This window comes from Streptomyces bambusae, assembly GCF_019400985.1.
GTDB classification, from domain to species: Bacteria; Actinomycetota; Actinomycetes; order Streptomycetales; family Streptomycetaceae; genus Streptomyces; species Streptomyces bambusae_A.
Genome location: NZ_WTFF01000056.1, coordinates 15,461 through 29,242, shown reverse-complemented (window position 1 = coordinate 29,242; position 13,782 = coordinate 15,461). Strand labels below are relative to the sequence as shown.

The 13,782-nt window shown below is 73.6% G+C and carries 12 protein-coding genes, 1 tRNA gene and 1 pseudogene; 8 read left to right on the top strand and 6 right to left on the bottom strand.

Annotated elements, in window-relative coordinates:
* Window positions 1-90: 90 nt before the first annotated feature.
* From GPJ59_RS11055 to GPJ59_RS11045, 3 genes and pseudogenes are all read left to right on the top strand, one after another.
* Window positions 91-1,338 (top strand): annotated as a pseudogene (locus GPJ59_RS11055) (alkaline phosphatase D family protein); the annotation flags it as partial.
* Window positions 1,339-1,475: 137 nt separating this feature from the next.
* A complete protein-coding gene (locus GPJ59_RS11050; protein WP_219666540.1) occupies window positions 1,476-2,099 on the top strand; it encodes a DedA family protein in 624 nt (207 codons plus the stop codon).
* A gap of 331 nt (window positions 2,100-2,430) precedes the next feature.
* Window positions 2,431-2,925 (top strand): hypothetical protein, encoded by a 495-nt coding sequence (locus GPJ59_RS11045; protein WP_219666532.1) that lies wholly within the window; start codon window positions 2,431-2,433, stop codon window positions 2,923-2,925.
* Between the two features lie 67 nt (window positions 2,926-2,992).
* On the opposite strand, the gene GPJ59_RS11040 is transcribed toward GPJ59_RS11045, so the two are convergent.
* Complete coding sequence (locus GPJ59_RS11040) at window positions 2,993-3,217, bottom strand: DUF2277 domain-containing protein (RefSeq protein WP_219666530.1); 225 nt, start codon at window positions 3,215-3,217, stop codon at window positions 2,993-2,995.
* 269 nt (window positions 3,218-3,486) lie between these two features.
* On the opposite strand from GPJ59_RS11040, the gene GPJ59_RS11035 reads away from it, so the two are divergent.
* Both GPJ59_RS11035 and GPJ59_RS11030 read left to right on the top strand, forming a co-directional pair.
* On the top strand, window positions 3,487-4,002 hold the full coding sequence (locus GPJ59_RS11035; protein ID WP_308120244.1) for an RNA polymerase sigma factor: 516 nt from the start codon (window positions 3,487-3,489) through the stop codon (window positions 4,000-4,002).
* Complete coding sequence (locus GPJ59_RS11030) at window positions 3,999-5,006, top strand: CU044_5270 family protein (protein WP_308120243.1); 1,008 nt, start codon at window positions 3,999-4,001, stop codon at window positions 5,004-5,006. Before GPJ59_RS11035 ends, GPJ59_RS11030 begins: the two co-directional genes overlap by 4 nt.
* A gap of 809 nt (window positions 5,007-5,815) precedes the next feature.
* Here GPJ59_RS11030 and GPJ59_RS11025 read toward each other — a convergent pair.
* Window positions 5,816-5,887 (bottom strand) — tRNA-Val (locus GPJ59_RS11025).
* A gap of 65 nt (window positions 5,888-5,952) precedes the next feature.
* On the opposite strand from GPJ59_RS11025, the gene GPJ59_RS11020 reads away from it, so the two are divergent.
* From GPJ59_RS11020 to GPJ59_RS11010, 3 genes are all read left to right on the top strand, one after another.
* A complete protein-coding gene (locus GPJ59_RS11020) occupies window positions 5,953-7,245 on the top strand; it encodes a hypothetical protein (RefSeq protein WP_219666528.1) in 1,293 nt (430 codons plus the stop codon).
* Between the two features lie 117 nt (window positions 7,246-7,362).
* A complete protein-coding gene (locus tag GPJ59_RS11015) occupies window positions 7,363-8,091 on the top strand; it encodes a DUF4383 domain-containing protein (protein ID WP_258024214.1) in 729 nt (242 codons plus the stop codon).
* Window positions 8,092-8,101: 10 nt separating this feature from the next.
* Complete coding sequence (locus GPJ59_RS11010) at window positions 8,102-8,308, top strand: FmdB family zinc ribbon protein (protein WP_219666526.1); 207 nt, start codon at window positions 8,102-8,104, stop codon at window positions 8,306-8,308.
* Window positions 8,309-8,394: 86 nt separating this feature from the next.
* On the opposite strand, the gene GPJ59_RS11005 is transcribed toward GPJ59_RS11010, so the two are convergent.
* The 4 genes from GPJ59_RS11005 to GPJ59_RS10990 all read right to left on the bottom strand — a co-directional run bounded on the left by GPJ59_RS11005 (window position 8,395) and on the right by GPJ59_RS10990 (window position 13,730).
* Entirely contained in the window at window positions 8,395-9,054 is a 660-nt protein-coding gene (locus GPJ59_RS11005; RefSeq protein ID WP_219666524.1) for an O-methyltransferase, read from the bottom strand.
* Window positions 9,051-9,872 carry an HAD family hydrolase gene (locus GPJ59_RS11000; RefSeq protein ID WP_219666523.1) on the bottom strand — a complete coding sequence of 274 codons (822 nt, stop codon included), beginning with the start codon at window positions 9,870-9,872 and terminating at the stop codon, window positions 9,051-9,053. Before GPJ59_RS11000 ends, GPJ59_RS11005 begins: the two co-directional genes overlap by 4 nt.
* Complete coding sequence (locus tag GPJ59_RS10995) at window positions 9,869-12,460, bottom strand: phosphoribosyltransferase (RefSeq protein WP_219666520.1); 2,592 nt, start codon at window positions 12,458-12,460, stop codon at window positions 9,869-9,871. The genes GPJ59_RS11000 and GPJ59_RS10995 overlap by 4 nt, the downstream gene beginning before the upstream one ends.
* A gap of 91 nt (window positions 12,461-12,551) precedes the next feature.
* Window positions 12,552-13,730, bottom strand: a complete 1,179-nt coding sequence (locus tag GPJ59_RS10990) for an HpcH/HpaI aldolase/citrate lyase family protein (RefSeq protein ID WP_219666518.1) — start codon at window positions 13,728-13,730, stop codon at window positions 12,552-12,554.
* Between the last annotated feature and the right edge of the window lie 52 nt (window positions 13,731-13,782).

Sequence of the window (13,782 nt, the reverse complement as noted above, 5' to 3'; positions counted from 1 at the left end):
CTTATCTGTTTATTCGATTGCTCACACCTAGGCACACAACTAGATCAACCCGCGTAAGATCGTCGGCAGCGTCAGATGTGTATAAGAACCATGGCGCAGGACCCGCAGGGCGACGGGCGCCCGGACGTGCTGCTGCTGCTCGGCGACCAGGTCTACGCCGACCACCTCTCGGCCCCCACCCGCGCGTGGCTCGCGGCCCGCCGGGACCTGCGCGAGCCGCCCGGCGCCCACGCCGCGGACTACGAGGAGTACACCCGGCTCTACCACGAGTCCTGGCTGGAGCCCCGGACCCGCTGGCTGCTGTCCACGGTGCCCAGCCTGCAGATCTTCGACGACCACGACATCGTGGACGACTGGAACACCAGCGCCGCGTGGCTGGAGGAGATGCGGGCGACCCCGTGGTGGCAGGAGCGCGTCCTCGGCGGCCTGATGGCGTACTGGGTGTACCAGCACCTGGGCAACCTGTCCCCGGCCGAGCTGGCGGTGGACAAGCTGTACGCGGCGGTCCGCGAGACCCCGGACGGTACGGACGCGCTGCGCGCGTTCGCCGCCGAGGCGGACGCGCACCCGGGCGCGGTCCGCTGGAGCTACCGCTGCGACCTCGGCCGGACCCGGCTGCTGATGGTGGACACCCGGACCGCACGGGTGCTCGCGGAGGACGGGCGGGCGATGCTCGGCCCGGCGGAGCAGCAGTGGCTGCGGGACAACGCACTGGAGGGCCACGGCACCTACGACCACCTGCTGATCGGCACGTCCCTGCCCTGGCTGATGCCGCCGCTGGTCCACGACGCCGAGGCGTGGAACGCTGCACTGTGCCGGGGCGAGCGCGGGCCGCGCTGGGCACGGTTCGGCGAAAACCTGCGGCGGCGCAGCGATCTGGAGCACTGGGCGGCGTTCCCGTCCTCGTTCGCGGCGCTGAGCGACCTGATCGAGGAGGTCGGGACCGGGCCCCGGGCCCCGGCGACGATCTGCGTGCTCTCCGGCGACGTGCACCACGCGTACGTGGCGGAACCCCGAATACCCACGGCGGCCGGGATCTTCCAGCTGACCTGCTCCCCTGTGCACAACTCCATCCACCGGGCGGTGAAGTACGGCTTCCGCTTCGGCTGGTCGGGCGCGGGCCGGTGGCTGGGGCGGATGCTGAGCCGGCACGGGCGCACGGGGCGCCCGCCGCTGACGTGGCGGCGCAGCGCGGGGCCCTGGTTCGGCAACCAGCTGATGACGCTGGACCTGGCCGGCCGGACGGCCCGGCTCCGTCTGGACCAGGCCCGGCGGGCGGACGGAGGCGAGCGGCTGGTGACCGTACTGGACCGGGAGCTCCTGCCGCCCGGTGACTGACACGCGGATCACCCCGGACGTCCGGCGCACGGGGGTGCGGCGTACGCTGTATGGCTGTCAAGCCGCCCCTGCCGCTCCCCCGCGACGTCGCGGCGCTTCATTGCCGCTGCGCGTCAACCGGACCGGGGAGTCCCGCTTTGCTTGAGACGGTGGGGTCGTTGACCACGAGCCCGTGGATCTACGCCTTGGTGGCGCTCTCGGTCGTCCTGGACGTCTTCGTACCGGTGCTGCCCAGCGGGGTCCTGGTGATCACCGCCGCCGCGGCGGCCGCCGCCGCGGGGGCCGCCGGATCACCGGAGCCCGTCCCGGACCAGGTGCCGGACATCCTGGCCCTCCTGGTGATCGCCACCACGGCCTCCGTGCTCGGCGACTTCGCGGCGTACCGCCTGGCCCGGCGCGGCGGGGCGCGCCTGGACCGTGCCATCGCCCGTTCCCGGCGGCTGACCCGGGCGCAGGAGCGGCTGGGCTCGGCACTGGCCCGCGGCGGCGGCACCATCGTGGTGATCGCCCGCTTCGCCCCGGCCGGCCGCTCGGTGGTCTCCCTGGGCGCGGGCAAGACCGACCGCAAGGTCAAGGAGTTCCTGCCGTGGTCGGCCCTGGCGGGCATGGCCTGGGCGGGCTACAGCGTGGCCCTGGGCTACTTCGGCACCCAGTGGCTGGGCGCCACCTGGCTGGGCACGGCGGTCTCGGTCGTCGCCCTCTTCGCGGCAGGCGGCCTGGCGGCCTACCTGGTCCGCCGCCCGACACCGACGACGGCGTAACGCTTCAGCGGCGGCTTCCGCACGCGCCCCGACGACGAGTCCCGGAAAGTACCCGATGGGCGGGCGAACGGGCACGAGGCGACGGCGATACGGCGGACGGGCACAGCGGAGGGGGGAAGGGACAGGGGGGCGCCGGCCAGGGGGGGGCGTACCCCACCCGGAGCAGGGGACTCACCCGTTCACCCGGCCCCGATCGCCCCGCCGCCCGTCCGCTCCTAGCGTCGCCACCACGGTGCGTACCGAAACCGCGTCACCCCGTGCCCCGGCCGCGCCGCGCCGTTTCCCAGGAACCGGAGAGCCCGGAGAGCCCGAGGAACCCGAGGAGCCCGCCATGCCCGCCCAGCACCGCCTCGCGGCCGTCGCCGCCGCCACCCTCGTCGCCGCCGCGGCCCTCCCCGCCCTCGCCCCGGCCGTCGCGTACGCAAGACCCGTGGCCTCCGTCTCCCCGACCTCCGTGGCCCCGGGCAGCCGGGTCAGCCTCAACGTGTCGGGCTGCGGCACCAAGACCGGCCGGGCCACCTCCACCGCCTTCGGCACGGTCTGGCTCACCCCGGGCAACCTGGAGGCCACGAACCTCTTCGGCGGCGCCACCGTCTACCGCGACGCGCGTACCGGCGCGCACCAGGTGACCTTCGAGTGCGGCGGCGCGGGCGGCGAGCGGGTGACCCTCACCCTGAACGTCACCGCCGGCGTGGCCCAAGGCGGCCTGGGCGGCAGCATCGGCGGCATGAGCCCGGGCCAGATCGCCCTGGGCGGCACCCTGGTCGCCGCCGCACTCGGCTCCGGCGCATGGGTCCTCCGCCGCCGCTCGACCCACGCCGCCTGACCCCACGGCGCCCCGGCCCGGGCGCCGGGTCAGGTCAGGTCAGGTCAGGTCAGGTCAGGTCATCGGCTCAGGTGCGGGCGGGTGCGCCACGCACCTCCAGCCCCTCCAGCAGCACCCGTGTGGCCTCGGCAATCGCCTCCACGGCGTCGTCGAAGACCTCCCGGTTGTGCGCGGCCGGCGCCGTGAACCCGGACACCTTCCGCACGTACTGCAGGGCGGCCGCGCGCATCTCCTCCTCGCTGGCCTTCTCGGGGATGGCGGGCGGCCTCAGCGTCTTGATACTCCGGCACATACCCCCACTATCCCTCACCGGCCACCGCAGGGGAGGCGGCATGAAGGACACGGCCGAACTGATCAGCGCCCTCATCGTGCCGGCCTGACCGCTGGTGGCCGGGGCGGTGATGTGGAGCCTGCTCCCACCCTCGGCCCCGTCGCCCCGCCACCGCCTCAGACGGCCACGGCGGAGAAACGCCCCCGCCCCTGAACACAGGGGCAGCCCCTGAACCCGGCCTGCGTCACAGATCACCTGCAACGCGAACAGGCCTGCGGACACTACCCAATGTGGACCACCAACTGTTTGCGGACCTCTACGACGCACACGCCCGGGCCGTGTACGCGTACGCCGTCCGCATGACCGCCGACCGCGCCGGGGCCGAGGACATCGTTTCCCTCACCTTCCTCGAGGCATGGCGGCTGCGCGACACCCTCGGCACCGTCACCGGTCAACGAGCGTGGCTGTTCGGCGTCGCGACGAACGTCATACGCAACTCCCGCAGGGCGGCGCGCCGTCACCGCAGTGCCATGGCCCGCCTCCCACCACCGGACACGGCCCCCGACGTCGCGGACGCCGTCGTGTCCCGTATCGCCGACACGACCCAGGCCCGGGCCGCCCTGGCGGCCCTGGGCCGCCTGCGCCGCACCGACCGTGAAGTCCTTCTGCTGTGCGTGTGGTCGGGCCTCAGCCACGACGAGGTGGCGCAGGCGTGCGGGGTGACCGTGGGCACCGTCCGTTCCCGCCTCTCACGTGCCCGCGCCCGCCTGCGCAAGCTCACCCTCACCGAGGAGGAAGACCTGTGAACGCCGACGACGCACGACTCGACCCGGTCGAGAGTGCCGGGACCGTCCGGCGTCTGCCCGGCCTGTCCGACGCGGACCTGCCGTTCCACGGACACCACCGGGTCAGGGAGCACCTGCTGCGCGAAACGGCACGGGACGCGGGCGCCGCCCCCCGACCCCGGTTCCGTCGCCGGCCGGCCCTCTTCCTCGCGGCCGGTGCCGCGACGTGCGCCGTGGCCCTGGCCGTCACCCTCGGCGTCAGTGGCTCCGACCAGCGGCCGCCCGTCGCCCGGACCGATCCGGCAGCCGTACAACTGCTGGACCGAGCGGCACTGGCCGCGCACGCGACGCCGGCACCGGCCGTCCGGGACGGTCAGTTCCTGTACACGAGGACGACCGGGCACTCCACCGCCCTGTCCGAGGCGAAGGGGGGACGGATGGAGGCGCTCCGGACGGACGAGTCCGCCGAACGCTGGGTCTCGGTCGACGGATCGTCCGGGACACTCACGCGCACCGCCAAGGGCACGACAACGGATCCCGCACGCGGCAAGGACAAGGCCAGCATCAACGGCCCCACCTACCGCTTCCTCGAATCCCTCCCGACGGACCCCGACCGCCTGCTGGAGATGGTCTACGCCGACGCCCGCCTCAACCACGGCCCCGCCTCCGGATCAGCCACCGGCCCCGATCACCAGGCGTTCGTCGCGATCGGCGACCTCCTGCGGACGGTGGAGGCCCCGCCCGGCGTGAGCGCCGCCCTCTACCGGGCCGCCGCCCGCATCCCCGGCGTCGTCCTGGTCCCCGAGGTGACAGACGCCGTGGGGCGCAAGGGCGTCGCCGTGGCCCGTATCCACGACGGCGAACGAACCGAATGGATCTTCGACCAGAAGACCATGCGCCTCCTCGGCGAACGCACGGTGCTCCTCAAGGACAGCGCGTGGGGTAAGGCCGGAACACCCGTGACGTCGGTGGCCATCGTCGCCCGCGGAATCACGACCGAGGCCGGACAGCCACCGGTGCACTGACCCGGCGCCCGGCCATGGCGCAGGCCCCGGCCGGCAGGGGCCTGCGCCATGAGCGCGAAGATCCCCGATGCCGCGCCGCCGCCGACTCCCGTCAAGCCCCGAAATCCAGTGTCGTGCCCGTAACCGACGGCCGGGGCCTACTGGGACACGGGCCCGCAGTCGACGGGCACACGCAACGACCCGACCGGCCCCTTCAGGGACCGTCTCGGAGCCTTCAGCGGAGGGCATCACCATGTCTCGTACGCCTTGGACACAGCGACTCGCGACCATGCGCACCCGCGCCACGACAGCGGCGCCGGGCCGGCCTGCGCCGCCCGGCACGTGGCAGGTGAGATGGACAGCGGTCCTTTCGCTCGTACCGCTGTTCATCGGCGCGATGCTGTTCTGGAGCGCCCTGGACCGCCCCTCCGGTCACGAATCCGGTACCAGCCCTCTGCGGCCGACTTCGGACCATGCGGGTCTGCAAAAGACCAGGTCGTCCTCCGGCGCGACCCCGCCCCCCGTCGCAGAAGGCTCCGGAGCAACGGAGGACCAGGCTGCCGAGGCGTCCCCGACGGCCGACGCCTTCCTCATCTTCACCGGCGCGGTGTCCGCCGTGGGTGGTGCGCTCAGCGGTGTTGCCTCGATGACGGCGGCGAGGCGCATGGCATCGGGCGAGCAGACCCGTCCGGTCGCCGATCGGCCTTGCCCCGCACGCGCAGACTGCCTTGCGGACGGCCGGATCGCCGGACGGCTGGTGAGGTGCAGCCCGCTCACCGGCGAAACGTCAACGCCCCCGCCGTGACTCACTGCGGGGGCGTTCCGACCGGTGGGCGCGGACGGTTTCGAACCGCCGACATCTGCTTTGTAAGAGCAGCGCTCTACCCCTGAGCTACGCACCCGTGGACGAGGGGACAGCCTACATGGCAGGAGTCCCCCGGACGCAAACCCGTTGGGTTGGGGGAGAATGGGGCGGCAGGTGGACGCGGGCGGCGGGCACGGGAGAGGGATTGTGGCGACGGCATCCCGGCGGTGGTTCGGTGGGCGGGACGAGAGCCGGCGGGCCGAGGCACAGGCCTCGAAGGACGCCGCTGCCGCCGCCTTCTACGAGCTGGACACCGCACAGCGGGACCTGAGGATCTCGATCGAGACGATCACGGCCGTGGACTCGGGCCCGGCCGCGCGGCAGGCCGTCGAGGACTTCGCCCGGCTGGGGCGGCGGATCGACGAGGTCAGCCACGCGTATATCGAGGCCGTCGATGCGCACGACCTGGACCGGCCCGAGCTGGACGGGGCGAGTGCCGCGCGGGCCCGGACGGACCTGGACCGGGCGCGGGCCGAGCTGGAGCGGGTCCAGGGCGAGCTGGAGCGTTTCACGCGGGGGTTGCAGCCGTTGCTGGAGCACGCCGAGACGCAGCTCGCGCGGGTGGCGCCGGCCCGGGAGCGGGCCAAGGCCGCGCTGCTGGCGGCGAGCGACGCCCTGGACGCCGTACGGGCCTCCGGCATGCGGGCGGACGAGCTGGCGGCGCGGCTGGCGCGGCTCGCGCCGGAGCTGACCAAGCTGAACCAGGGGGCCGGGCAGCACGGCGTGCCGGAGACCGTGCAGCGGGCAGACCGCCTGCTGCGCGAGGCGGAGGCGATACGGGCCGAGGCAGAGCGGCTCCCGGAGCGGGCGGCCGAGACGGACCGGCGGCTGGTCAGCCTGCGGACCCGGGCGCAGGCCCTGCGGAACCGGGCGGACCGGGTGGAACCGGTCCTCAGCGAGCTGCGCCGCAGGTTCAGCGCGGCCTGCTGGCAGGACCTCCAGCCGGTGCCGGAGCTGGCGGCCCGCGACATCGCCCAGGCCGAGGAACGGCTGCGGGAGGCGGGTACGGCGCGGGCGGAGCAGCGCTGGGCCGACGCCACCTCGCTGATCGCGACCGTGCGCGCGCTGCTGGACTCCGTCGACGGCGCGGTATCGGCGGCCCAGGACCGGCTGGCGCGGCTGGAGGCGGTGGCCGAGGACCCGCAGGCGGAGGTGCGGCGCAGCCGGTTCGCGATCCGCGACGCACAGCGGCTGGCCATGGAGGGCCGCACGGTGCCCGATCCGCGGCACGCGCGGCCGCTGGACGAGGCGGTGGCACGGGTGGACCGGGCCGTACGGTCGCTGGAGGACAGCCGCCACCCCGACTACTGGCACTTCCTCCAGGAGATGGAGGGTGTACGGGCGGCGGTGGGCCGTGTCGTGGCAGACCTGCGAGGCCGACGCGCCGTCGGGTGAGGACCGCCGGCGGCAGAGGGCCGGCGGCGGTGCCCCCGTCCCCCGACAGCCGGAGTTGTCCGCGCATGGGCATCGGCGGATGCTGGGGGTGCAGGGAATGGAGCAGAGGAGGGCGTCATGGCTGCCCACGCGATTCGCAGGCCTCGTGCATCCCATGCACCCCCCGCGCCTGCGGCGCCCCAGGAGCCTTACGTGGCTCATGCGGCGTACGGGTGTACCGAGCCCCACGAGCACTACGCGCCCTTCGTGGCCCATGAACCGTACGGGCCCCCGCCGCCGCGCTCCCACTTCGTGCGGCGCCTGCTGCATCCCGTCAATGCCCGGCTCGACGAGCATCTGCCCGTCGATCACAGGCTCAGCAAGATCTACCGGGTCGGCGCCGGCCTGACCGGGCTGCTGCTGGTCGCCTTCGGGATCCTGGGGCTCGTCGACCGGATCGGGTTCTTCGACACCGGTGGCGACACGGTGCTCGCGCTGAACACCAACGGCGCGCTGAGTGTCCTGTCGATCTGCATCGGGGCGCTGCTCTTCGTCGGGATGGTGATCGGCGGGACCTTCGCCTCCACCCTCAACATCGTGCTGGGCCTGGGATTCATCGCCAGCGGCTTCGTGAACCTCGCCCTGCTGGACACGGAGCTGAACTTCCTGGCGTTCAAGATCCAGAACGTGCTCTTCAGCTTCGTGGTCGGCGTGATGCTGATGTGGTTCGGGATGTACGGGCGGGTCGGCAGCGCACTGCCGCACGACAACCCGTACTGGCAGGCCCGCCACCCCGAGCAGGCCGCCCGGGAACAGCAGGCGGCGCGTCCCCGCCCGGGGTACCGCAGGCCCCTGGAAGGCCCTTAGCCTGGGACGCATGCCTCGTTACGAATTCCGCTGCCGGACCTGCGACGACACCTTCGTGGTCAGCCGGCCCATGGCCGAGTCCGGAGCCCCCGCCGAGTGCCCCGCCGGGCACGACGACACCGTGAAACTGCTGTCCGCCGTCGCCGTGGGCGGCACCTCGGCGGCACCCGCCCCGTCCGGCGGCGGCGGGTGCTGCGGAGGCGGCCGCTGCGGCTAGCCAGCCAGCCAGCCAGGGTCCTCCGGCCGTCCCCGCGTCCCCGGCCTCACCGGGCGGTGCGGCCATGCGGCCATACGGCCATACGACTACCGCTTGCGCGACAGCGTCAGGCCGTCCGAGATGGCCAGCAGGACCGACTCCATCCGGTCGTCCGCCAGCACGTGCTCGTTGAAGGCCTGGACCCCCGCCGCCGAAGGGCTGGGGTCCGGGTCGAGCACCGAGCCGTGGAAGAGCGTGTTGTCCGTGACGATCAGGCCGCCCGGGCGCATCCGCGGCACCAGCTCCTCCCAGTACGCGATCTGGCTCTGCTTGTCCGCGTCCAGGTAGGCCATGTCGATGTGCGGCTCGGCCGGCATCGCGCGCAGCGTGTCGAGGGCCGGGGCGATGCGCAGGTCGATGCGGTCGGCGACGCCCGCGGCCGCCCAGGCCTCCCGGCCGTACGCCGTCCACTCCTCCGAGATGTCGCACGCCACGAGCGTGCCGTCGGCCGGCAGCGCCTGGGCCATGGAGAGGGTGGAGAAGCCGGTGAAGGTGCCGACCTCCACGATGTGCCGGGCGCCGGTCAGCCGGACCAGGAAGGCCAGCAGCGGGCCCTGCTCCTCCGCCGACTGCATGCCGGCCACGTCCGGGAACTTCGCGTACGTGATCTCCACGAGCCCGCGCTGGTGCTCGTCCAGGGGTGGGTTGTGCGCGAGGGTGTAGGCGTACAACTCATCGGTGATTTTGGTCGTGTTGCCTTTGCTCATGCTCCAAGTCTCGCAACTGCGGCGGCGAATCGGCGGACGATTTCCTCACCGGCGAGCACACCCGCCTCCGACAGCGCCGTCACGCCCGGCGCGCCCCACCCGGCGTCGGCCAGTTCGCCGTGGCCGGGCCGCCACGCCTCGTCCGCCGCGAGCAGCAGGTCCGCGTCGAGCAGGGAGTCGCCGGCCGCCAGGGTCGCGGTGGCACCCGTACGGCGGGCCACCTCGCGCATCGCCGCGCTCTTGGTCAGCGGGCGCGGCACGGCGTAGATCTTGCGGCCCTGGAGGGAGACCGTCCAGCCCCGTGCCTCGGCCCACTCGGTCAGCGCCTTGATCCACTCCGGCGGCACCAGGGCCCGCTCCACCACCAGGTAGGCGAAGAGGTCCTCGGCCACCCGCGACTTGCGCAGCCACGCCGGGTCGGCCACGGCCAGCAGGTGGTCGCGGACCTCCTCCAGCGGGGCGCACTCGGCGGCCAGCCGGGCGGCGACCAGGCGCTTCCAGTCGCGGTCGGGTACCCCGTCCACCAGCAGCTGGCCGCCGTTGGCGCAGATCGCGTACGGGGCGGGCGGGCCGGGGAAGCGGATGCGCTGGTACTGCTTGCGCGTCCGGGTCGTGGTCGGGACGAACACCGCCGCCGGCGCCGCGCTCAGCTCCGCCAGCAGGGCCGCGGCGGTCTCCGTCATGTAGGACAGCGGCTTGCCCTCGTGGATCTCCACGCACAGCAGCCGCGGGGCCACGGGGTCCGGCACGGTCAGCCCGAGGGCCGCCGACGAGTAGATGAGCGTACGGTCGAGGTCACTGGCTACCAGGACGGTCACTTCGCGGCCACAGCCTTTCCGTCGGCGCCCGTCGCGCCGCGTGTGTATCGGGGATGGATGAGGCCGACGCAGGTGTACGGCAGCCCGTCGACCTCCTCGACCGGCACCCCGCGCTGCTCGGCGAGCAGGCGTACGTGGTCCAGGTCGGCCCCGGCCCCCCGTCGGGCCAGGATCTTCCAGGGCACCCGGCGCAGCAGGACCCGGGTGGTCTCGCCGACGCCGGGCTTGACGAGGTTCACGTCGTGGATGCCGTACTCCTCGCTGATGCGCTCCACCGCGGCCCAGCCCTCCCAGGTGGGTGTGCGGTCGGCCGCGAGGAGCTCCTTGACCTCCCCCTCCACCGCGTCGACGACATCGGCGAAGCGGGCGGCGACGGTGTCCACGAAGGCCGTGGAGACGTCGGCGGCGGCGAGCTCGCGGTAGAACTTCGCGCCGTGGAAGTCGTGCGGACCGACCAGGTCGGACCTGAGCACCGTACGCGATATGAGGCCGGAGACGGTGGAATTGAGGCAGGCGGAGGGGATCAGGAAGTCGTCGCGGGTGCCGTACGTCGCGACGCAGCCGCCGGGGTCGGCGAGCACGACGATCTCCGGGTCGAAGGCGGGGCCGCCCTCGGCCTGCTGGTGCTCCCGCAGCGCCTCGCGCAGCTCGCGGGTGATGGCGCCCTTGCCGGTCCAGCCGTCGACGAACACCACGTCGGCCGGGTCGTGGTGCTCGGCCAGCCAGCGCAGCGCGTTGGCGTCGATGCCGCGGCCGCGCACGATCGAGACGGCGTAGTGCGGCAGGTCCAGGCCGTGCCGGAAGCGCGCCCAGCGGCGCATCAGGACGCCTACGGGGGTGCCGGCGCGGGCCAGCGAGACCAGCACCGGGGAGGGCGAGCGCTGGGTGAGGACGGTCTCGGTGACCGTGCCGACGGCCCGGGCGATGCGGATCGCGGAGGTTTCCAGGGCGTCCTGGTAGAGCTCCTGGTAGGCGGCGCTGGGCTGGTACTCGACGGGCAGGGACTCGGCGTAGTGGGCGCCGCCCGCCTGGATGGCCTCCTCGCGCTCCTCGGTGGGGGCCTCCAGCTCGATGTCGGAGAGGTCCTGGAGGAGCCAGCCGACGTCCTCGGGCGGGTAGGAGGAGAAGGCCGGGCCGCGGAGGGGCTCGGGCAGCATGATCAGCTCGGGCTGCATGATCGGCTCCTGCCGGTCGGTGGCGGACGTGGACGCCGGAGCGGGGGTGGACCCCGGAGCGGCGGCGGTCGCGGAGGCGGACGCCGGGGCAGAGGCGGGCGCCGTGACGCGCGCGGGCGGCGTGTACGAGGGGACGACCGCCAGCAGGACCCGGCCGGCGTGGCGGCGCAGGCGCTCCAGCAGCCCTTCGTGGAGTGCGGGGGTGTCCCCGGCCGAGTCGACGACCGCGACGACGGTGTCGAAGCCGGCGCCGGCCACGTTGTAGGCGTACCGGTCGCCCGGGCCGTCGGCCGGAGCGTCGTGGGCGGGGAAGACGAGCCGGCTGCGGATGGCGTAGCCGGGGTCGTCCACGGCGAGCACGGGCGAGCGGGTCGTGGTCGAGAAGCGGATCTCGGCGGCGGTCCCGGCCTGCTCCAGGGCGCGGGCCAGCCGCAGCGGGGCGTACATCAGCTCCTCGTTGCCGAGGACGAGGACCCGCCCGGGGGCGGGCCCGAGCGCCGCGCCCAGCCGGGCGGCCAGGCCCGGCAGCGCCTGCTCCAGCCGGGCCCGGTGCGCGGGCGTGAAACCGTGCCGGCCGCCGTCGGGCAGCTCCGCGGGCCAGTCGAGGGCGATGCGCTCGGCGGGGCGCGGGGTGGGCAGGGGCAGCGGGTCGAGGGGGGCCGGGGCGGCGGCCACCCGGGCCTCGTACTCCGCCACCAGCGCGCCACCCGCCTCCAGCACGCCCTCCGGCAGCTCGACCGTGCCGGCGGCCAGCGCGACCAGGTCCACCCGGGCGCCCAGATCGGCGGCGAAGGCGTCCAGCCGGTCGCGGTCGGCCGGGGAGCGCATGTCCACCAGGGCGACGACGACGTAGTGGTCGCGGGGGTGGCGGGCGTGCAGGTCGCGGATGGTGTTGAGGACGGTGTTCCCGGTGGAGAACTCGTCGTCCACCAGCACCAGCGGGCCCGTGCCGGACAGCAGTGCCGGGTCCTCGGGCAGGAGCAGGTGCGAGGTGGCGTGCGAGTGGGACTCCTCGAAGCCGCCGGCCGGGGTGAGGCCCGGCACGGGACGGCGGGTGGAGTGCAGGTACGGCGCGGCGCCCAGCCCGTCGGCGACGCAGTGGCCCAGGCCCGTCGCGGTCTCGGCGTAGCCGAGGACCACGGCGTCCGCCGCCGCGCCGCCGAGCAGCTCGCGGACCCGCAGCCCGAGCCCGTACCCGGCCGCGTACACGGTCTCCGGGGACTGCGGCACGTGCTTGCCGAGCACCTGCGAGACCAGCAGGTGGGCCCGCTTGGGGTTGCGCCGCAGGGCGAGGCCGAGGAGCCCGGTCAGCTCCTGCCGGTCACCGTCCCGCCCGTGCAGCCGGACACCCAGCCGGTCCGCCACCCACGTTCCCGACCACACCGCGTCGATCGTCTTGCCCTTCGTCGTCATCTCGTCTTCGTCGTCTTCGTCGTCAACGGACCGCTCGGCAGACCGTTCGGCAGACCGCTCGGCAGACCGCTCGGCGGACCGCTCGGCCCCTTCAGACCTGGAGTCCGGCCGTCAGGAGGTCGACGAAGCCGACTTCCTCCCGCGCCACACCGAAGACCTCGGCGCGCAGCACGGTGCGCTCGGCCCAGGCCCGGTGGGGCTTGACCTCGTTCATCTTGTTCGCGTACCCGGAGCGCAGTACTCCGCCGCCGCCGCGCTCCGGGCGCAGGATGTCCTGGGCGTCGGAGAACTCCTCGTGGGAGACCACGGAGAGCGCGTGCACGGGCGTGACGTGCGAGGGGTGGATGCAGGTCTTGCCGAGGAGGCCGTTGGCCCGGTCCAGCTCGATCTCGCGCAGCAGCCCGTCCAGGTCGTGCTCGATCAGCGCCGTGCGCAGCTCCTCCACGCCCTCCGCGAGGAAGGGGCTGCGGCGCAGCTGCGGTTTGAACAGCCGCTGCTGGTGGCGGAAGTATTCCCAGACCGGGCCGGTGACCGTGAAGCCGGTGCCGTCGGCGCGGCTGAGGACGTTGACCACGTCCGCGATGACGCCCGCGACGATCTGGATGTCGTACGCGGTCATGTCGGGGGTGCGGCGCAGTCCGTAGGCCGAGCAGAAGTCGGTGACGCCCAGGCGCAGCGCCAGGACGCGGTCGCGGTGCCGGTTCACCGTGCGCGAGATGCCGGCGAGGGTCTCGACGCGGGTCTCCAGGTGCAGGAGCTCGGGGGACTCCAGGACCGGCATGGCATACAGCGGGCGGTCCTCCCCCAGGCCCTCGCCGAGCGCCTCGGCCGCGACGACGGCGTCCAGGAAGGCCTCGCCCCTGCCTTCGGTGAACTTGGGAAGTACAAATCCGGCCAGATGCCGCACCGAGCCGCCCAGGCGTCCGACGAGGTCCGGGATCTGCTCGGGCTCGCGGACCCGGACGAACAGCAGCGGCAGCTCGCCGTCCACCGCGTCGAGCTCGGCGAACTGCCGTACGAGGTTCTCCTCGGCGTCCGCCACCTCGGCGTCGCTGATGGAATCCTCCAGGCAGAGCACCATGGACACGACACCGCGGGCGGCCTGCTTGACGATGTCGGCGGCGAGCTGGGGCCGGGTGGCCGGGCTGTAGAGGGTGGCGCCCAGGGCGGCGGAGAGCATGCGTGCGGGAGAGGCGGCGGTGAAGTCGACCGGCTCCCGGTGGAAAAGGTTCTTGCGAACCGCGGGCGCTATGTGCCCGAAATGACGCATGTGCTTCCCCCGTACTGGCCTCGGCGGCCCAACTGGCGTGGCCGGTAATAGT

Bases quoted from the DNA above. Each gene is read 5' to 3' on its own strand.
- GPJ59_RS11015 (WP_258024214.1), top strand. From the start codon at position 7,363: ATGGCTGCCCACGCGATTCGCAGGCCTCGTGCATCCCATGCACCCCCC.
- GPJ59_RS11045 (WP_219666532.1), top strand. From the start codon at position 2,431: ATGCCCGCCCAGCACCGCCTCGCGGCCGTCGCCGCCGCCACCCTCGTC.
- GPJ59_RS11040 (WP_219666530.1), bottom strand. From the start codon at position 3,217: ATGTGCCGGAGTATCAAGACGCTGAGGCCGCCCGCCATCCCCGAGAAG.
- GPJ59_RS11020 (WP_219666528.1), top strand. From the start codon at position 5,953: ATGGGGCGGCAGGTGGACGCGGGCGGCGGGCACGGGAGAGGGATTGTG.
- GPJ59_RS10995 (WP_219666520.1), bottom strand. From the start codon at position 12,460: ATGACGACGAAGGGCAAGACGATCGACGCGGTGTGGTCGGGAACGTGG.
- GPJ59_RS10990 (WP_219666518.1), bottom strand. From the start codon at position 13,730: ATGCGTCATTTCGGGCACATAGCGCCCGCGGTTCGCAAGAACCTTTTC.
- GPJ59_RS11005 (WP_219666524.1), bottom strand. From the start codon at position 9,054: ATGAGCAAAGGCAACACGACCAAAATCACCGATGAGTTGTACGCCTAC.
- GPJ59_RS11010 (WP_219666526.1), top strand. From the start codon at position 8,102: ATGCCTCGTTACGAATTCCGCTGCCGGACCTGCGACGACACCTTCGTG.